The 15,557-nt window shown below is 61.3% G+C and carries 15 protein-coding genes; 10 read left to right on the forward strand and 5 right to left on the reverse strand.

Annotation, left to right across the window (positions count from 1 at the left end):
* Positions 1-13 precede the first annotated feature (13 nt).
* Complete coding sequence (locus tag N005_RS21675; protein WP_047703060.1) at positions 14-976, forward strand: helix-turn-helix domain-containing protein; 963 nt, start codon at positions 14-16, stop codon at positions 974-976.
* A gap of 301 nt (positions 977-1,277) precedes the next feature.
* A complete protein-coding gene (locus tag N005_RS21680) occupies positions 1,278-2,726 on the forward strand; it encodes an APC family permease (protein WP_047703061.1) in 1,449 nt (482 codons plus the stop codon).
* A 4-nt stretch (positions 2,727-2,730) separates the two neighbouring features.
* Here N005_RS21680 and N005_RS21685 read toward each other — a convergent pair whose 3' ends face one another.
* Positions 2,731-3,600, reverse strand: a complete 870-nt coding sequence (locus N005_RS21685; RefSeq protein WP_047703062.1) for a LysR substrate-binding domain-containing protein — start codon at positions 3,598-3,600, stop codon at positions 2,731-2,733.
* Positions 3,601-3,712: 112 nt separating this feature from the next.
* Here N005_RS21685 and N005_RS21690 point away from each other — a divergent pair, with 112 nt between their 5' ends.
* Entirely contained in the window at positions 3,713-4,327 is a 615-nt protein-coding gene (locus tag N005_RS21690; protein WP_081993317.1) for a DUF1989 domain-containing protein, read from the forward strand.
* An 85-nt stretch (positions 4,328-4,412) separates the two neighbouring features.
* Positions 4,413-5,354 carry a LysR substrate-binding domain-containing protein gene (locus tag N005_RS21695; RefSeq protein ID WP_047703063.1) on the forward strand — a complete coding sequence of 314 codons (942 nt, stop codon included), beginning with the start codon at positions 4,413-4,415 and terminating at the stop codon, positions 5,352-5,354.
* Here N005_RS21695 and N005_RS21700 read toward each other — a convergent pair.
* Both N005_RS21700 and N005_RS21705 read right to left on the reverse strand, forming a co-directional pair.
* Complete coding sequence (locus N005_RS21700; protein WP_052126434.1) at positions 5,344-6,699, reverse strand: amidase family protein; 1,356 nt, start codon at positions 6,697-6,699, stop codon at positions 5,344-5,346. The genes N005_RS21695 and N005_RS21700 overlap by 11 nt on opposite strands.
* Positions 6,700-6,737: 38 nt before the next feature.
* Positions 6,738-7,406 carry an FMN-dependent NADH-azoreductase gene (locus tag N005_RS21705; RefSeq protein ID WP_047703064.1) on the reverse strand — a complete coding sequence of 223 codons (669 nt, stop codon included), beginning with the start codon at positions 7,404-7,406 and terminating at the stop codon, positions 6,738-6,740.
* A gap of 322 nt (positions 7,407-7,728) precedes the next feature.
* Here N005_RS21705 and N005_RS21710 point away from each other — a divergent pair, with 322 nt between their 5' ends.
* The 3 genes from N005_RS21710 to N005_RS21720 all read left to right on the forward strand — a co-directional run bounded on the left by N005_RS21710 (position 7,729) and on the right by N005_RS21720 (position 10,627).
* Positions 7,729-9,159 (forward strand): purine-cytosine permease family protein, encoded by a 1,431-nt coding sequence (locus N005_RS21710; RefSeq protein ID WP_047703065.1) that lies wholly within the window; start codon positions 7,729-7,731, stop codon positions 9,157-9,159.
* 39 nt (positions 9,160-9,198) lie between these two features.
* Positions 9,199-9,750, forward strand: a complete 552-nt coding sequence (locus N005_RS21715; RefSeq protein ID WP_047703066.1) for a VOC family protein — start codon at positions 9,199-9,201, stop codon at positions 9,748-9,750.
* Between the two features lie 82 nt (positions 9,751-9,832).
* On the forward strand, positions 9,833-10,627 hold the full coding sequence (locus N005_RS21720; protein WP_047703067.1) for a creatininase: 795 nt from the start codon (positions 9,833-9,835) through the stop codon (positions 10,625-10,627).
* Here the strand turns inward: N005_RS21720 and N005_RS21725 are convergent.
* Positions 10,616-11,560 carry a LysR family transcriptional regulator gene (locus N005_RS21725; protein WP_047703068.1) on the reverse strand — a complete coding sequence of 315 codons (945 nt, stop codon included), beginning with the start codon at positions 11,558-11,560 and terminating at the stop codon, positions 10,616-10,618. The two genes, N005_RS21720 and N005_RS21725, sit on opposite strands and share 12 nt — an antisense overlap.
* A gap of 131 nt (positions 11,561-11,691) precedes the next feature.
* Here N005_RS21725 and N005_RS21730 point away from each other — a divergent pair, with 131 nt between their 5' ends.
* From N005_RS21730 to N005_RS21740, 3 genes are all read left to right on the forward strand, one after another.
* A complete protein-coding gene (locus N005_RS21730) occupies positions 11,692-13,017 on the forward strand; it encodes an MFS transporter (RefSeq protein ID WP_047703069.1) in 1,326 nt (441 codons plus the stop codon).
* 50 nt (positions 13,018-13,067) lie between these two features.
* The gene (locus N005_RS21735) at positions 13,068-13,817 is read left to right on the forward strand and encodes a creatininase family protein (protein ID WP_047703070.1); all 750 of its coding nucleotides are present in this window, start codon (positions 13,068-13,070) and stop codon (positions 13,815-13,817) included.
* Between the two features lie 87 nt (positions 13,818-13,904).
* Entirely contained in the window at positions 13,905-15,323 is a 1,419-nt protein-coding gene (locus N005_RS21740; RefSeq protein WP_047703071.1) for an aldehyde dehydrogenase family protein, read from the forward strand.
* 65 nt (positions 15,324-15,388) lie between these two features.
* Here the strand turns inward: N005_RS21740 and N005_RS29345 are convergent, their stop codons facing one another.
* Positions 15,389-15,526, reverse strand: a complete 138-nt coding sequence (locus N005_RS29345) for a hypothetical protein (protein ID WP_154673557.1) — start codon at positions 15,524-15,526, stop codon at positions 15,389-15,391.
* Between the last annotated feature and the right edge of the window lie 31 nt (positions 15,527-15,557).

Consider the following 15,557-nt stretch of genomic DNA (forward strand, 5'->3'; position numbering starts at 1 on the left):
GCTTTCGCATATTATGAGAAATATCCACATAAACCACTTTCGCGACGTCCACCTCCACGCCGCTACCGTCCAGGAGTGGAGCCAGGACTACAGCCAACTGACCGCCGGTTCGGCCGAAAGTACGCTCATGCAACTGACCACCGCGCATTGCCACATCTTTCGCGAGCAGATCAACCAGCGTGTCGTGCAGCACGGCGTGGCCCCGCGGGGCAAGATGTGCTTCGCGGTGCCGATCAACGTCCCGGGCGCGATTCGGATGCAAGGGCGCGAGGTGGATGACAGCAGCCTGTTCTTTCTTCACGGTGGCGAAGAGTTCATGTTCCATATGCCGATGGGCATGGAACTGCTGTCCATCACCTTCGAACGGGAATTGTTCGAGCAGGCGCTGGCACAAACGGCTTCGGCAAAGGAAATCAGTCAGCTGCTGCGTCAACCGGTGATCAGGGTTTCCACCCCGCACTTCGCCCAGGCGCGTCGTCGTTTGCTGGCGATATTCTCCCAGGCCCTGGCGAACGAAGAGCTCGACAACGTGTGGGAGCAGGAATTGGAACAGGCCATGCTCGGCGAAATGCTGCAGCTCATGACCGATCCGGCCTGCGACAAGTACCAACGCACCACAAGCTCCACCCGCAGCTTCATCGTCGAGAAATGCCACCGCCTGACCACTGCCGAAATGAACAACGTGCCCAGCGTGGACGAGTTGTGCCAGCGCCTCCAGGTGAGTCGGCGTACCGTGCAGAACAGCTTCCGTGCGGTGGCCGAGACGACGCCGCTGAACTACCTGCGTTCCGTCAGGCTCAATGGCGTGCGCCGCACCTTGATGTCCACCCAGGCGTCACATCTCTCGATCGGCGACGCCGCGGCCCAATGGGGCTTCTATCACCTCAGCCACTTCGCGGCGGAGTACCAGGAGCTGTTCGCGGAGCTGCCGTCCCATACCCAGCGCGCAGCCATTCCCGAGTGCGCCCTGGCCTGAGTGCGCACCCAAGTCGCGAAGCAACCCCTGTGGCGAGGGGATTTCAAAACCTGCTTTGTGGAGCATCAGCCAACTATAACCAGCCTTAAGGGGGCTGCTACGCAGCCCAGCGGGGATAAATCCCCTCGCCACGGTTTTTGTGGGAAGGGCTGTCTGATGACCGATTTGGGTTAGTGCGACGTTGATGGGCAGGCATAGGATCGAACCTGGCGTGCAACAAGAACAATAAGCCATTCGGTGCCGGTGAACGGATGACTGCATCGATCCCACAGCGACTGCCTCATACAATAAGGTCAAGCACATGAGTGTATCTCTCCCGGTCAACAGCTCCACGGAGCTCAAGCGTGGTGCCCTGGGTGTCGGCTTCATCATCTTCTTCGTGGTGTCGGCGGCGAGCCCGTTGAGTGTCATCGCCGGTGGCTTTCCCATCGGCATCATGCTGGGCAACGGTGCCGGTACACCGGCGTTGCTGATCCTGGCGTTGCTGGTGTTGCTGATGTTCTCGGTGGGCTACACCACCATGTCCCGGCACGTCACCAATGCCGGTGGCTTCTATGCCTTTACGTCCCGTGGGCTGGGTGGCCTGGCGGGTGGCGCGGCAGGGGTGTTGGCGATGTTTGCCTACAACATCCTCCAGGTGGGGCTGTACGGCATGTTCGGCGGTGTGGTCAGCGGCACCATGGCCAGCGTGTTTGGCCTGGAGCTGCCCTGGTGGGCTTATTCGCTGATGGCAATGGCCAGCGTCGCGATCCTGGGATATCGCAAGATCGATCTCTCGGCCCGGGTGTTGTCGGTCATTGTGATCGCCGAGTACCTGGCGATCCTGACCCTGGATTTCGCCATCCTCAGCACGGGCGGCGACAGTGGCGTCAATCTCGACGCATTCGATCGCAGCCACGTGTTCAGTGGCACGCCGTCAATCGGCTTGCTGTTCTGCTTCGCCGCGTTCATCGGCTTCGAGGCCACGACCATCTACGGCGAAGAGGCCAGGAATCCGCAACGGACCATCCCGATTGCCACCTACTGCTCGGTCTTGCTGATCGGCGGGTTCTACGCGCTGTCGGTCTGGTCGATGGTGGTGGGGGTGGGCGCGGACAAGATCGTGCCGATGCTGCAGGCGTTGCAGGACCCTACGACCTTCATCTACGGCATGTCCGATCACTTTGTCGGTCCGCACCTGACCCAGATCATCCGGGTGCTGTTCATGGTCAGTATCTATGCCGGGTTGCTGGCCTTTCATAACGCCGCCGCCCGTTACTTCTACGCCATCGGACGCGACGGCCTGTTGCCGCGCCAATTGGGAACCACTCATCGCGTCCACCAGAGTCCCCACATGGGCTCTGTCTTGCAGAGCTTGATTTCTGCGGTGGTGGTGCTGATTTTCGCCGCCATGGACGCCGATCCGATCCTGCAACTGTTCGCCTGGCTGTCCAACCTCGCCACGTTGTGCGTGATCCTGTTGATGGCGCTCACGTCCGCCGCGGTATTTGCCTTTTCCCGCCGCCACCCCGAGCTGAAGCTGGGATTCTGGCGTGGCGGGATCTTTCCTGCTTTATCCTGCCTGGTCCTGTTGGCGGTCCTGATCATCGCGGTGTTGCATTTCGATGTGCTGACGGGCGCCAGCCAGGCCTTGTCCTATGGCCTCTGCGCGATCATTCCCGCGGCGTTGCTGGCGGGTGTGTTGCTGGCGGCTCGGCTGCGCAAGGGGGCGCCGGAGCGTTATCTGATGCTGGGGAGCCACAAGCTCTAGGACGTCACAGGTGTTGCTTGAGGAAGCGTATAAATTCAAGGGCCAGTTGCGAGGGTTCTTCCTGGGTGGGCAGCAGCAAGGCAATCTCGTATCTGATGGCGGGCTTGAAGGATCTCAGGGCCAGGTCGCGGACGAAGGGACGGCTGACCACCGGATCGACCATCCCGACGCCCATCCCGGAGCGGACCAGTTCGCAGGCCGACGCAAAGAACTCTGTCTCGGCCACCACGTTCCAGGATGACCCGTACGCCGAAAACGCCATTGCCAGTTGCTGGTAGAGGGGGTCGCCCTTGAACAGCGACACGAACGGCACGCCATCCAGGTCCGCCGGGGTGATCACGTCCAACGCTGCCAATGGGTGATCGACAGGCATCATGCACTGGCATTCATAGGCAATCACCTCCATGCGGGACGTCGGGTAATCGAGGGGCAGCTCGGCGATGGCCAGGTCGAATTGCTGCGTCGTGATCAACTCGCGAACGGACTGGGAATTGCGAGTGATGATCTTCAATTCCAGGCCCGGGCGCTCCCTGGCGAATTCGGCCATCAGGCGTGGCAGCAGACTGATCGAGATGCTGGCATAGGCAGCGATTGCCAGGTGGCCGCGTTTACCGGTGCGGATTTCCTTGGCGATGCGCTGGGTCTTCTCCACGGCCTCCAGCGCACGCTCCGCCTCGATGAAGAACAACCGCGCCTCGGGAGTGGGTTGCAGGCGGCCGCCCTTGCGCACGAACAGCTTGAGGCCGGTTTCATGCTCCAGGTTGGCAATGGTGCTGCTGATCGCCGGCTGGGAAATATTCAGCAGTTCCGCAGCGCGGGTCATCGTGCCGTGAATCATCAAGGTTCTGAAGCACTCGAGCTGGCGGATTCGCATGGGTGTGCCTATAAATTCAACTTATACCGAGGCCACTTTATATTATTGGTTTGCGGTTTTCTCCTGTGTTTTCCTTGATCGCAAGCCCATCAGCGCAGAGGAAAACCGCGACATGAACACGATGACTTCGATGACCCCCGGTGAGCGGGTTCTATTGCCGGCCCGGCACGGTGTAGCGCTCCGGTTGAACCAGGGGCAGACCCTCAAGGTGATCAACACCCATGGCAAACAGGTGGTGGACACCTGGGCCTTCAACCCGGACGAGCTGCGAGAAGCCATGTCGATGGAGCACAGCCGCCCGTTCTGGTTGAAACTCAACCCACGTGAAGGGGACAGCCTGCTGACCAACAAGCGCCGCAGGATCCTGACGCTGATCGAGGACACGACGCCGGGCATCCACGACACCCTGGTGGCCGCCTGTGACCCGACCCGCTACGTTCAACTGGGCGTCGTCGGCCATCACGCCAGTTGCAACGAAAATCTCTTCCTGGCGCTGGAGGCCCTCGGCCTGGTGGCGCCTGACACGCCGAGCCCCTTGAACCTGTTCATGAACGTTCCGGTGCACGAGGATGGGCGCATCGAGTTTGCCGAGCCTGTCAGCGCACCAGGGCAATATGTCTGCCTCAAAGCGGAAATGGACGCTATTGTGGTCCTGTCCGCCTGCCCCCAGGACGTTACCGCCGTAAACGGCATGCGGCCCCAGGACGTGCATTACTGCATCCTCTGACGCACCGCAGACCTGCCGGCAGCGGTTGCTGCCGGCAGGTCACCGAATACCTCGCAAGCACCCCGTCGGGTGCCCGGAGAAAACCATGCGCAAGATACCCCCTCTGAATTCCGTGCGAGCGTTCGAGGCAGTCGCGCGGCACCAGAGTTTTTCCGCCGCGGCGAACGAGCTCTCGGTGACGGTCGCGGCGGTCAGCCATCAAGTGCGTCAGTTGGAGGAAGGCCTGGGGCAAAAGCTCCTGGAAAGAGGCCGAATGGTGACCCTCACGCCCGCCGGGAAGGCGATCTATCCATTGCTGCGCGAAGGCTTCGACCAGATCGCCCAGGCGTTCACCTTGTTGGGCGGGGCAAAGGAGGGCGATGCCATCCACGTGTCCACCACACGGGCATTCGCCGAACGCTGGCTCATGCCGCGGTTGGCGAAATTCAATGAGATCTATCCGAACATCCTGGTGTCCATCCACGCCTCGGAAAAAGTCGTGGATCTGCGTGCTGAAACCGTCGACCTGGCGATTCGTTATGGGCCGGTCGATGCGGATGTGCGCGGGCCGGTGTTGTTCGAAGACCGCTTCATCGCGGTCGCGGACGAGCGCATCTGCCCGGTGGAGGGCAACGCAACGATCAACGATTTTCCGAATCGACCGCTGCTGGCGTTCAAATGGAAGAACCAGGCCCTCGAAGCCCCCTCGTGGTCAGCCTGGCTCGCCGGGGTCAAGCGCGATGCCGCCGGGGATTTGCGCATTTCCTGGTACAGCGAGGAAACCCTGGCGTTGCATGCGCTGGAGCGGGGTCTGGGGCCCTTGTTGTGCAGCGATGTGCTGATTGACGATGAGCTGCGTTCCGGGCGGATCCGGCGGTTGGACGGTCCGGCCTTGGCGGGGTTTACCTATCATCTGGTCGAGAGCGGCCATGGCCACCCGCGGCGCAGCCTGGCGCTGTTCAGGGAATGGCTCCTGGACGAAGCCAGGTCATTCAGGGGCAATGCCCTCAATGACCTGCCAGGAGATCAACGTTTGCTCACGACCTGAGGCCATCCGCGAGCATGGCCGATTCTATGGCCAGGCACGCACTGAGCAATGAGTCATCGCGACCTCGTGTCGCCGAGACCAGCACTGAGGTGGCAAGCCCGAGGCTGTCCCGGCCGGATGGGAGGGCGACGCCCGGCATGTCCAGCAGGCTGCCGATCATGGTCAGCGACAAGGTCTCCAGATTGACGGCCGCGAACAGCGCGTCGTCCTGCTCCAGGGGCGCCATGGGCGGGGCGACATGCTTGACTGTCGGCATCACCAGGAAGGCGCCGTCGAGCTCATCCTCGATAGCCACCATCAGTTCTTCCCGTGACTGTCGGATCCTGGCTTCCGTCGCCGAGTCGATGCCTTTGGCCGCACGCAGGCGTGCGCACACGCGTCTGTCCATCCGGGCACCTTGCGGGCTTTCCACGATCGGGCCCAACAGGCGCCAGGCTTCTATCGCGCCCAACCAGCCCGAGCGGGCGATCAGTTCACGGGTTCGGGCTACGGCGGCTACCGCTCGATACTCAACCTGGGCACCGGCGGCGCGCAGTCGTTCCATCGTGGCGACAAGGTTCTGCCGCACCGCTGGCTGCAGCGCCGGGTCGGATAGCACAGCTTCGTCAACCACAAGGCGCAGGTCCGAAAGCCTCGCAGCCTGGTAGTTTCCATCGTTGCTCCCGCGCATCGCCCTGTCCAGCGCGGCGCAGTCGGCCACGCTGTGGGCGAAGGTGCCCAGGCTGTCGACCGTGACGGCGAGGGGGTGCACACCTTGCTGGCTGTAACGACCCGTAGAGGCCTTGTAGCCGACCAGACCATTGAACGCCGCCGGGACGCGAATCGAACCGGCGGTGTCGGTGCCTATGGCGCTGCTGACAACGCCCCGTTGAACCGCGATGGCCGAGCCGGAAGAGGAACCGCCGGGCAGACGGATTTCATCGACCACGACAGTCGAGACAGGCGTCCCGAAATGCGGATTCAGGCCCAGGCCGGAATACGCGAACTCCGCGAGGTTGGTTTTCCCCAGCGGGATCATGCCTTGCGCGGTGAGGGCGGCGATGACTGCTGCATCTTCGACGGCGATCTCGGCGTCGACCCGCGTAATGGAGCCGGCGGTCGTCCGGCTGCCGGCAACGTCCAACAGGTCTTTGATCGCGTAGGGAATGCCGTCGAAGGCGCTCAGTGGAATGCCTTGTTGCCAGCGCCGGGTCGATGCCCTGGCGGCGTCGAGGGCGCGCTGTTCCAGCAAGGCGATAAACACATGCTCCGTTTCTCTCGCCGCGGCCAATGCGCAGGCGACCAACTCATCGGGTGTCGTCAGGCCCTGCCTCAATCGCTCGGCGGTTTGCAGCATCGTGATCATGTTTTCTTCCTTGTCGGTTAGGCGACGGTGCCGGATGCTCAAGCCAGCGACACCTGGTGTTGTCTTTCCTCGATCATCTGCCGGACCAGCACCGGAACGGCGTCGAAGGCATTGGCGATGGAGGCTTCATGGCGCGCGTCGGCAAACTCCTGGTAGTCGATGGAAATCACGTGGGTTTCATTCACGCCCAAGTAGTGCGCGCAGGTCTGGATGTGCGTGTCCAGATGGTTCATGGTCTCGCGAACCCCGCCAGGACCGAAGCCGAATTCGCCTCGGGACGACAGGATGACCAGCTTCTTGCCGCTCATGATCGGTTCCAGTGGGTAGTCGCCGCGCTCCAGGTCGAAGGTGAAGGTTTTGCCGATTCGGATCACCTTGTCAAACCAGGACTTCAGTGTGGCCGGCATGCCGTAGTTGTACATCGGCGTGCCGATGACGATGACGTCGGCGCGGTCGAGCTCGTCGATCAGCTCGTCCGAGAGGCGGATTTCCTCGCGTTTTTGCGGTGTCATCTGCTCTTCGGGGGTAAAGACCGCGGCAATCCAGGCCTCGGTCACAAAGGGCGGAGGGTTACGGCCGACGTCACGGGTGATGACTTGGGTAGTGGCATCGCGTTCACGCCAGGCCTCGACAAAGGCCTGGGACAGTTTACGGCTCAGTGAGCGGTCGGATCGTGCGCTGGCGTCAATATGAAGAAGGGTGGTCATGTCATGTTTCCTGTTAAGCCTGAGATGGAATTACCTCAGTGACGGAAACAAGTTGGCCACGGCGCTCAGTCGCCCGACTATTGATATTTACTTGAACGGCATCAAATAAAACTCAACAAGTGATTGTTCTTTCTAGCGCGGTCTTGAAAAACCACTATTTCCAGGCCGGAAATGGATAGTTCACATTGCACGCTTGAGGAAAACTCAACCCGACAAGTTTTCTAAAGGACGGTTTAGTTATCGTCAATTACTTAAACTTGCAGACCTCGCTTTAATGAATCCGGGCGATACAGGTGGTCGCCGGTCAGCGAGGAAAATAATAATGTCAACGCGTCGCGAATCTGCAAACAGTTTAATCAACGAGGCCAACTATGATGCACTTGGTATCGAGCCGGTGCCCGATAGCCAGCGTACGTCTACGCCCCTGGACCAGTTCTGGATCTGGGCGGGGGCGAACGTGGCGCCGATCAACTGGGTATTGGGTGCCATCGGTATCCAGCTGGGCCTGAGCCTGATTGAAACCCTACTGGTCATCGTGATCGGTAATCTGTTGGGCGCCGCCTTGTTCGGCGGTATCTGCATCATGGGGCATCGCACGGGAGTCCCGCAGATGGTGCTGTCCCGATTGGCGTTCGGCCGGCGCGGTGCCTACCTTCCCACCCTCATGCAGGTACTGATGCCGATGGGTTGGGTAGCGACCAACACATGGATCGTGCTGGACCTGGCGGTGGCCGCCCTGGACAGGGTCGGCATCAGTGACGGCATGGAACTCAAGTACGGCATCGCCCTGGTCGTCATGATCGCGCAGGTCGGGATCGCCGCCTGGGGTTTCAACGCCATCAAGTGCTTCGAGCGCTACACCATGCCGGTGATCCTGCTGATCATGGTGGTGATGACCGGCCTGGCCTTCACACACGTGGACATCCAGTGGCAGCGCTCGACCGTCGAAGGCATCGGCAAGCTTTCGGCCATAAGCAGCCTGATGACGGCGATCGGGATCGGCTGGGGCATTTCGTGGCTGGTTTACGCCTCGGACTACACCCGCTTCACCCAGAGCAAATTGTCCGATGGACAGGTGTTCCGCTCGACGTTCCTCGGCATGTTCCTGCCCACCGTCTGGCTGGCGTTCCTAGGCGCGGCGATTGCCTCCGCGGGTGCCGGTTCTGACCCCGCGCAACTGATCATTGCGGTCTTCGGCACCATGGCATTGCCCGTCCTGCTGGTGCTGCTCCACGGTCCGGTGGCCACCAACATCGTGGTCATCTACTCGGCGGCGCTGGCCACCTTGTCCCTGGACCTGCGCGTCCCACGCTGGGCGGTTTCAACGGTCTCGGGCCTGGTGGCGCTGTTCATCCTCTACCTGTTCCTGCAATCCGGCGAGTTCGTCCACGCCTTTGAAAACCTGATGGTGTTTTTCGTGGTGTGGATCAGTCCCTGGGCGGGTATCACCCTGGTCGACTTCTTCCTGATTCGCCGGGGGCGGATCGATGTGAGATCGCTTTATTGCCATCACTTGGAAAGTACCTGCACTGACGTGAACTGGAAGGGTGTATTTGCATTGGCCGTGGGTGTGTTGGCGGCCTGGTTATTCCAGGTAGGCACCATTCAATCGCTGCAAGGTCCTCTTGCGATGGCATTGGGTGGAATTGATTTGTCCTGGTTGGCGGGGCTTTGCGTGGGCGGCGGTATTTATTACGTATTGCATCGCTCGCGTCCCAGGGAAGTTATTAACGGGTCAGTGATGGCTAAGTAAACGCAGTGCAACGATTCAACATCAAAGAGGTTCTTGCAAATGTCTCATCTTGAACAAACCAATGTGCTGGCGGCATTGAACGGCGGCGCCGAGATCGATGCGTTCCTGGGCGACGTCGTGGAGATCGCAATCGTGACCCGGGACCATAAACGCACCATGGACGGCTTGCTCAAGCTGGGGATCGGCCCATGGCGGGTATACACCTTCAGCCCGGAGAACACCCGGAACCAGACGTACCACGGCGAACCGGCCGACTTTGTGCTGAAAGTCTGCTTCGCCCAGTCCGGAAACATGGTCTGGGAGTTGATGGAACCGGTGTCCGGGCCGACGATTTTCGCCGACTTCCTGGAGGCCCATGGCGAAGGGATCCAGCACGTCGCCTATGACTGCAACAACATCCCGTTCGAGGAGCGCGTCGCTGAATTGCAGCGACGGGGTTTCAAATGCGTGCAGTCCGGCTCCTGGATGGGCGTGAATCATTTCGCATTCTTCGGCACCGAGGCCGACACCACCACGGTCTTCGAAACCTACGCCTTTCCTGCCGACTGGGACTATCCGGAGCCGGAGTCCTGGTATCCACCGCGGGCATAAGCCCACTCGGCATCACTGGGTTTCGCCTGGGCGTCAGCAGCGCCTGGGCGTGACCGCTTTGTAACGACACAGGAGTAAAACCATGAACCCTGTCCGGATGGATAACATCAGTTGGGTGGACTATGAGCGCCGGGTGCAGTCAGGTGCGGTGGTCTTGCTGCCCATCGGCGCCACGGAGCAGCATGGGCCTCATCTGCCCTTGGGGACCGACGCCTTGCTCGCCAGTGCAATCAGTGAAGACGTGGCTCGCAGGATCGACGGCGTGGTCGCCCCGGCCTTGTCCTACGGCTATAAATCCCAGCCCAAGTGTGGAGGCGGGCAGCACTTCTGCGGTACCACCAGCGTGGATGGCGCGACGCTGATCGCCATGGTCCGCGATGCTGTGCGCGAGTTTCATCGCCATGGCGTAAAGCGCCTGGTCCTGGTGATCGGTCACTACGAAAACCAATGGTTCGTAACCGAAGGCATTGAATTGGCAATGCGTGATATCGGGCCGGAGGCCGGGCTGGAGGTCATGCGCCTGGAGCACTGGGAGTTCGTCAAAACACAGACCCTCGACAAGATCTTTCCGAACGGTTTTCCGGGCATCGCACTGGAGCACGCAGCGGTCATCGAGACGTCGATGATGCTGCATTACCACCCGCAGCTGGTGTGCCTGGACCAGATCCCTGACCACGGACCGGCCGAGTTCCCGGTCTACGACATGTACCCGACCCGAACCGAATGGGTGCCGGCCAGCGGCGTGCTGTCCTCCGCGCTGGGGTCGAGCGCAGAGAAGGGACGGTTGCTGGTGGCGGATGTCGCCAGCGGTATTGTCCAGGCGGTGCGGTCGGAGTTCAGGCTCGCTGGTGTCGAGTCGCTGGTTTCAAACGGTTGAACCGGGTGCTTGTGCAGGGTTGCCGGAAGCGAACATCGGCAACCGCTGCAGCATCCAGTTCAGCAATTCCTGGGCGGGGGCCGCCAGCGGACGTCCGGACTTCACCAGCAGTTTCGCCTCGACCCCCAGGAACAGTGGATGGTCGACGGCCACTGCCGCGAGGCTGCCTTGGGCAATTTCCCGATAGGCCGCCACTTCGCCCAACAGCGAGGCAAAATCGCCGCTCGCGACCAGGCGCTTGAGGGCGGCCAAGGAGTTGCTGACCAGCGCCGGACGGATTTCGATCTTCTCGGCGTACTCGAGCATCTTCAGCGCGTGACCGATACCGAAGGTCGGCGGCGTCAGCACCAGTTGGCAGTCGAGCAAGTCGGCGACGGTTGCCATTGTCCCTTGCAAGGCCAGTGGATGGTCCGGGCGAACCAGCAGCATGACGGGCTGCCGGGTCGTCGCCCGATAATCGATGTGAGTGTGGGGCGGCGGGTTGTAGGCCAGGCCGATGTGCGCGCGATTTTCCGCAATTTCGTTCAGGACGTCGTCCACGGGCAGTATGTCCAGCCTGACGTCGAGCTTGGGATACTGTTTGCAGAACGGCGCGAGCACATGGTCCACCAGGGTATCGACGTAGCCTTCGCTGATGACGACCCGCACGTGTCCCTGTTGCAGCCCCTTGATGGCCTGGAGCTGGTCTTCGAGCTTCTCCTGATGTGATCGATAGCCGCGCCAGAACTCCAGCAGGTGCGCGGCAGCCTCGGTGGGCTGGACGCCACGGGCCTGGCGTTCGAACAACCGGGTACCCAATTCCTCTTCCAGCAATTTGATCTGGCGGGTGATCACCGAGGGGGAGGTGTTGATGCTGTCCGCTGCGCCACGGATCGAACCGTGGGTCAGCACCTCATGAAAATACCGCAGGCGTTGCTGGTTGATCTCGCGCATGACTGGTGTCCTTCCGATTCTGCGTTGCTCATGGAGCAACGTTACACGAACATAGTTGCTCTTGCTGCTATTGATGCGGTCGGCGCAACATCTCCGACACGTCAGAGCAACAAAAAAAATTGGAGACTCCCATGTCGACCATCGTGAATCCGGTACCCAGCGCAGCCCTTTCAACGTTGTACCGCAAGCTCAATTGGCGCCTGTTGCCGCTCCTGTTCGTTTGCTACGTTTTCGCCTATCTGGACCGGATCAATGTCGGCTTTGCCAAGTTGCAGATGCAAAACGACCTCGGGTTGTCCGATGCGGCTTATGGGGTCGGGGCAGGGGTGTTCTTCCTGGGCTATGTCCTGTTCGAACTGCCCAGCAACCTGATGCTGCCCCGCGTAGGGGCGCGAAAGACCTTCAGTCGCATCCTGGTGCTATGGGGCATCACCTCGGCGTGCATGCTGTTCGTGCGCAACGTGCCGATGTTTTACGCCATGCGCTTTCTGCTGGGGGTCTTCGAAGCCGGTTTCGCCCCGGGGATGATCTATTACCTGTCCTGCTGGTACGGCCCCAAGCGCATGGCCCGGGCCATCGCGATCGTATTCATCGCCGGTCCCGCTGGCGGCATTATCGGTGGGCCGCTTTCGGCCTGGCTGATCACCACCTTCGAAGGCGTGGGTGGGCTTGCCGGGTGGCAATGGATGTTCCTGATCGAGGGCTTGCCCTGCGTCCTGCTCGGTGTGTTTGCCTATTTCCATCTGTGCAACCACCCGGCGGAGGCTCGCTGGCTGAGCAGCGAGGAAAAACAAATACTCCAGCGCGAGCTGGGAACTGCCCCAGACGGCGCGCATTCGTTCCGGGCGGTGTTGCGCGATCGCAGGATCTACCTCCTGGCAAGCGCCTACTTTTGCATCATCTTTTCGATCTATGCCATGAGCTTCTGGCTGCCGGCAATCCTCAAGGCCCAAGGTGTCCACGACATGATGCAGTTGGGCTGGTGCGCCGCCATCCCCTACGTGGCCGCGGGTGCCGGCATGTACTGGATCGGACGCCGCTCCGACCGCTCTGGCGAGCGTCGCTATCACTGCGCGGTTCCCGCAGCGGTCGGGGCGGTATTGATACTTTTGTATCCTTCTGCCGATGGGAACCTGGTGCTATCAATGGTTCTGCTGACGCCGGCGATCGCCATGATGTTCATGGCCTACACGGTCTTGTGGGCGATGCCCTCCGAGCTGATCAAAGGCGAAGCGGCAGCGGGAGGCATCGCCCTGATCAACACCATCGGCCTGTGCGGCGGTTTCTGGGGGCCAGCGGTGATCGGTTGGGCGAAGACATCAACGGCAAGCATGAACCCTGGCATCGTCGCGGTCGGTTGCGTGTTTCTCTGCGCCGCGTTGGTGATCGTCGCGAGCAGACCGCTGGCGCGTCGCGACCGGGTCTTGAATCCCGTGCAAGTTGAACAGGTGCTTTAACCTCACACCCATCGTGTTCCGCAAGGAACCTTTCCAAAGAGAGAACGCAGATGCTTTTACATCTATCGACCTGGGCCGAAATCGAAACCTTTCTCCAGCGCAGCCGTACCGTGGTCATTCCGATCGGTTCCAACGAACAGCACGGGCCTACCGGCTTGCTGGGGACGGACTGGATGTGCCCCGAAATCATCGCCCACCAGGCGCAGCAGGCCGCGGACATTCTGATTGCCCCGACCTTCAACATCGGCATGGCGCAGCATCACCTCGGGTTTCCCGGAACGATCTCGCTCAGGCCTTCGACGTTCATCGCCGCCATCGGCGACTGGGTGCGCTCGCTGGCTGCCCATGGGTTTGAAAAGATACTGTTCCTCAATGGCCATGGCGGCAATATCGCCTCGATTGAAGCGGCGTTCTCGGAACTGTACGCCGAGGCGAGTTTCGCCCGTCGCCCGGCGGGTTTCGCCTTGAAGCTGTGCAACTGGTGGGATCTGGAAGGGGTCAACGAGCTGGCGCGGGAGCAGTTCCCCACCGGTCACGGTATTCATGCAACGCCTTCGGAAATCGCCGTGACCCAGTGGGCCTATCCCCACGCCATCAAATCGGCTGACTACTCGCCACAGATCGCCAACTGGGGGCCGATCCGGGAGGCAGCCGATTTCCGCGCCCGTCATCCGGATGGCCGCATGGGATCGGACCCGGCGCAAGCCTCTGGGGAAAAAGGCCGGCAGCTGGTGATGCTGGCTGCACAAGGCCTGGTGCAGGAGGTGCAGGCCTTCAGCCGTGAGTCCATGCCGGGTTGAACCGCAGCGCTGTCATTGCGCACGCCTGGGCATCCCGGGCGTTGGCGCTTCATCTCGCAAAAAACGCAATCAATCAGGTACGCCGCGATGTGGAAAATCGATCACAGTTACATTGATGGAGCCTTCGTTCCCGTCCATGGAAGTGAGACAGTGGAATGCATCAACCCGGCGACCGAGACGGTCATCGGAACGGTCACCCTGGCTGATCGCGATGACGCCCGCCGCGCCATCGCTGCGGCGGCCCGTGCGCAAGCCGCGATGAATCGCACCTCCAAGGCTGAGCGTATCGACATGCTCGAACGCTTGCAGGCCGCCGTGCTGGCGAGCACGAACGAGATCCGCGATACCGCCATCGAGGAATACGGAGCGCCGCTTGCCCGTGCCCAATGGGTCAGTCGTTATGCTTCGCAGTCATTTGCCAACGCGGCGCAGGTGTTGAAGGAGTACGAGCTGGTTCGCTCGATTGGCGACGCCACCGTGGTGATGGAGCCGGTCGGCGTATCGGCACTGATCGCCCCCTGGAACAGCACCGCCGGAACGATCTGCAGCAAACTGGCATCGGCCATCGCCGCCGGTTGCGCATCGGTCATCAAGCCGAGCGAGTTGAGCCCCTTGCAGACCGACGTGCTTGCCCGCGCATTGCATGGCGCCGGTTTGCCGAATGGCGTGTTCAACATCCTGCTGGGACGCGGCAGTGACGTCGGCGATGAAATCAGCACCAACCCACAGGTCGCCAGGATTTCATTCACCGGGTCCACCGCCACCGGAAAGCTGATCGCTCGCGCCGGTATCGAGACCATGAAGCGCGTGAGCCTGTCGCTCACCGGGAAGTCGGCGTCTATCGTCCTCGATGATGCCGACCTCGACACGGCCATTCCCCTGGCCCTGAACGCGGCGTTCATGAACAACGGCCAGGCCTGCGTCGCCGGCACCCGCCTGCTGGTACCGCGCGGACACGCGAAAGGCGTCATCGAACGGGTGAAAAACCTGGTCGAAGCCATGCTCGTCGGCCATCCGCAGGACCCGACCACCGTCATCGGGCCGCTGGTCAACCGGGCGCAGTTCGACCGGGTGCAAGGTTTCATCCGCCGCGGGCAGGACCAAGGTGCAACGCTGGTCATTGGCGGGGAGGGCAGGCCGGCTGGCTTCGAGCGAGGCTATTTCGTCAGGCCCACCGTGTTTGCCGATGTCAGCAATGCCATGGACATCGCCCAAGAGGAAATTTTCGGCCCGGTGCTGTCGATCATCGCGTATGACTCGGAAGAGCAGATGATCGACATCGCCAATGCCACCCCCTACGGTCTGCAGGCCTACGTGTTTTCCCGCCAAGCGGACCGCGCCCAAAGCCTGGCGAGCCGGCTGCAGGCGGGCTCGGTGTTGATCAACAGAATCACACCGGAACTGCTGGCGCCGTTTGGCGGAGTCAAGCAGTCCGGGGTTGGGCGGGAGTTTGGGGTGTTTGGGTTGGAAGGGTTTCTGGAGGCGAAGAGTATTGTGTTGGGGTAGTGCGAGGCTTGTGAGGGCGGGTGAACTGATAGCCGTTACCTCCGGAACGCACGGGGAACGAGCGATCAGGTCAATGCCGGATAGTCGGTATACCCATCAGCGTATCCTTGCGGGCTGCTGCCGAAATAGGTGCCTGGGTCTGCGGTATTGAGCGGTGCACCGATTTTCAGCCGGTGAATGAAGCCGGGGTTGGCGAGAGTCATCTGCCCGTACGATTCCAGGTCAGCCAGCCCG

The organism is Pseudomonas mediterranea CFBP 5447 (genome assembly GCF_000774145.1).
Lineage (GTDB): Bacteria > Pseudomonadota > Gammaproteobacteria > Pseudomonadales > Pseudomonadaceae > Aquipseudomonas > Aquipseudomonas mediterranea.

What these genes read in the sequence shown, in the direction of transcription:
- N005_RS21675 (WP_047703060.1), top strand. Translation starts at nt 14, where the DNA reads ATGAGAAATATCCACATAAACCACTTTCGCGACGTCCACCTCCACGCC.
- N005_RS21680 (WP_047703061.1), top strand. Translation starts at nt 1,278, where the DNA reads ATGAGTGTATCTCTCCCGGTCAACAGCTCCACGGAGCTCAAGCGTGGT.
- N005_RS21685 (WP_047703062.1), bottom strand. Translation starts at nt 3,600, where the DNA reads ATGCGAATCCGCCAGCTCGAGTGCTTCAGAACCTTGATGATTCACGGC.
- N005_RS21690 (WP_081993317.1), top strand. Translation starts at nt 3,713, where the DNA reads ATGAACACGATGACTTCGATGACCCCCGGTGAGCGGGTTCTATTGCCG.
- N005_RS21695 (WP_047703063.1), top strand. Translation starts at nt 4,413, where the DNA reads ATGCGCAAGATACCCCCTCTGAATTCCGTGCGAGCGTTCGAGGCAGTC.
- N005_RS21700 (WP_052126434.1), bottom strand. Translation starts at nt 6,699, where the DNA reads ATGATCACGATGCTGCAAACCGCCGAGCGATTGAGGCAGGGCCTGACG.
- N005_RS21705 (WP_047703064.1), bottom strand. Translation starts at nt 7,406, where the DNA reads ATGACCACCCTTCTTCATATTGACGCCAGCGCACGATCCGACCGCTCA.
- N005_RS21710 (WP_047703065.1), top strand. Translation starts at nt 7,729, where the DNA reads ATGTCAACGCGTCGCGAATCTGCAAACAGTTTAATCAACGAGGCCAAC.
- N005_RS21715 (WP_047703066.1), top strand. Translation starts at nt 9,199, where the DNA reads ATGTCTCATCTTGAACAAACCAATGTGCTGGCGGCATTGAACGGCGGC.
- N005_RS21720 (WP_047703067.1), top strand. Translation starts at nt 9,833, where the DNA reads ATGAACCCTGTCCGGATGGATAACATCAGTTGGGTGGACTATGAGCGC.
- N005_RS21725 (WP_047703068.1), bottom strand. Translation starts at nt 11,560, where the DNA reads ATGCGCGAGATCAACCAGCAACGCCTGCGGTATTTTCATGAGGTGCTG.
- N005_RS21730 (WP_047703069.1), top strand. Translation starts at nt 11,692, where the DNA reads ATGTCGACCATCGTGAATCCGGTACCCAGCGCAGCCCTTTCAACGTTG.
- N005_RS21735 (WP_047703070.1), top strand. Translation starts at nt 13,068, where the DNA reads ATGCTTTTACATCTATCGACCTGGGCCGAAATCGAAACCTTTCTCCAG.
- N005_RS21740 (WP_047703071.1), top strand. Translation starts at nt 13,905, where the DNA reads ATGTGGAAAATCGATCACAGTTACATTGATGGAGCCTTCGTTCCCGTC.
- N005_RS29345 (WP_154673557.1), bottom strand. Translation starts at nt 15,526, where the DNA reads ATGACTCTCGCCAACCCCGGCTTCATTCACCGGCTGAAAATCGGTGCA.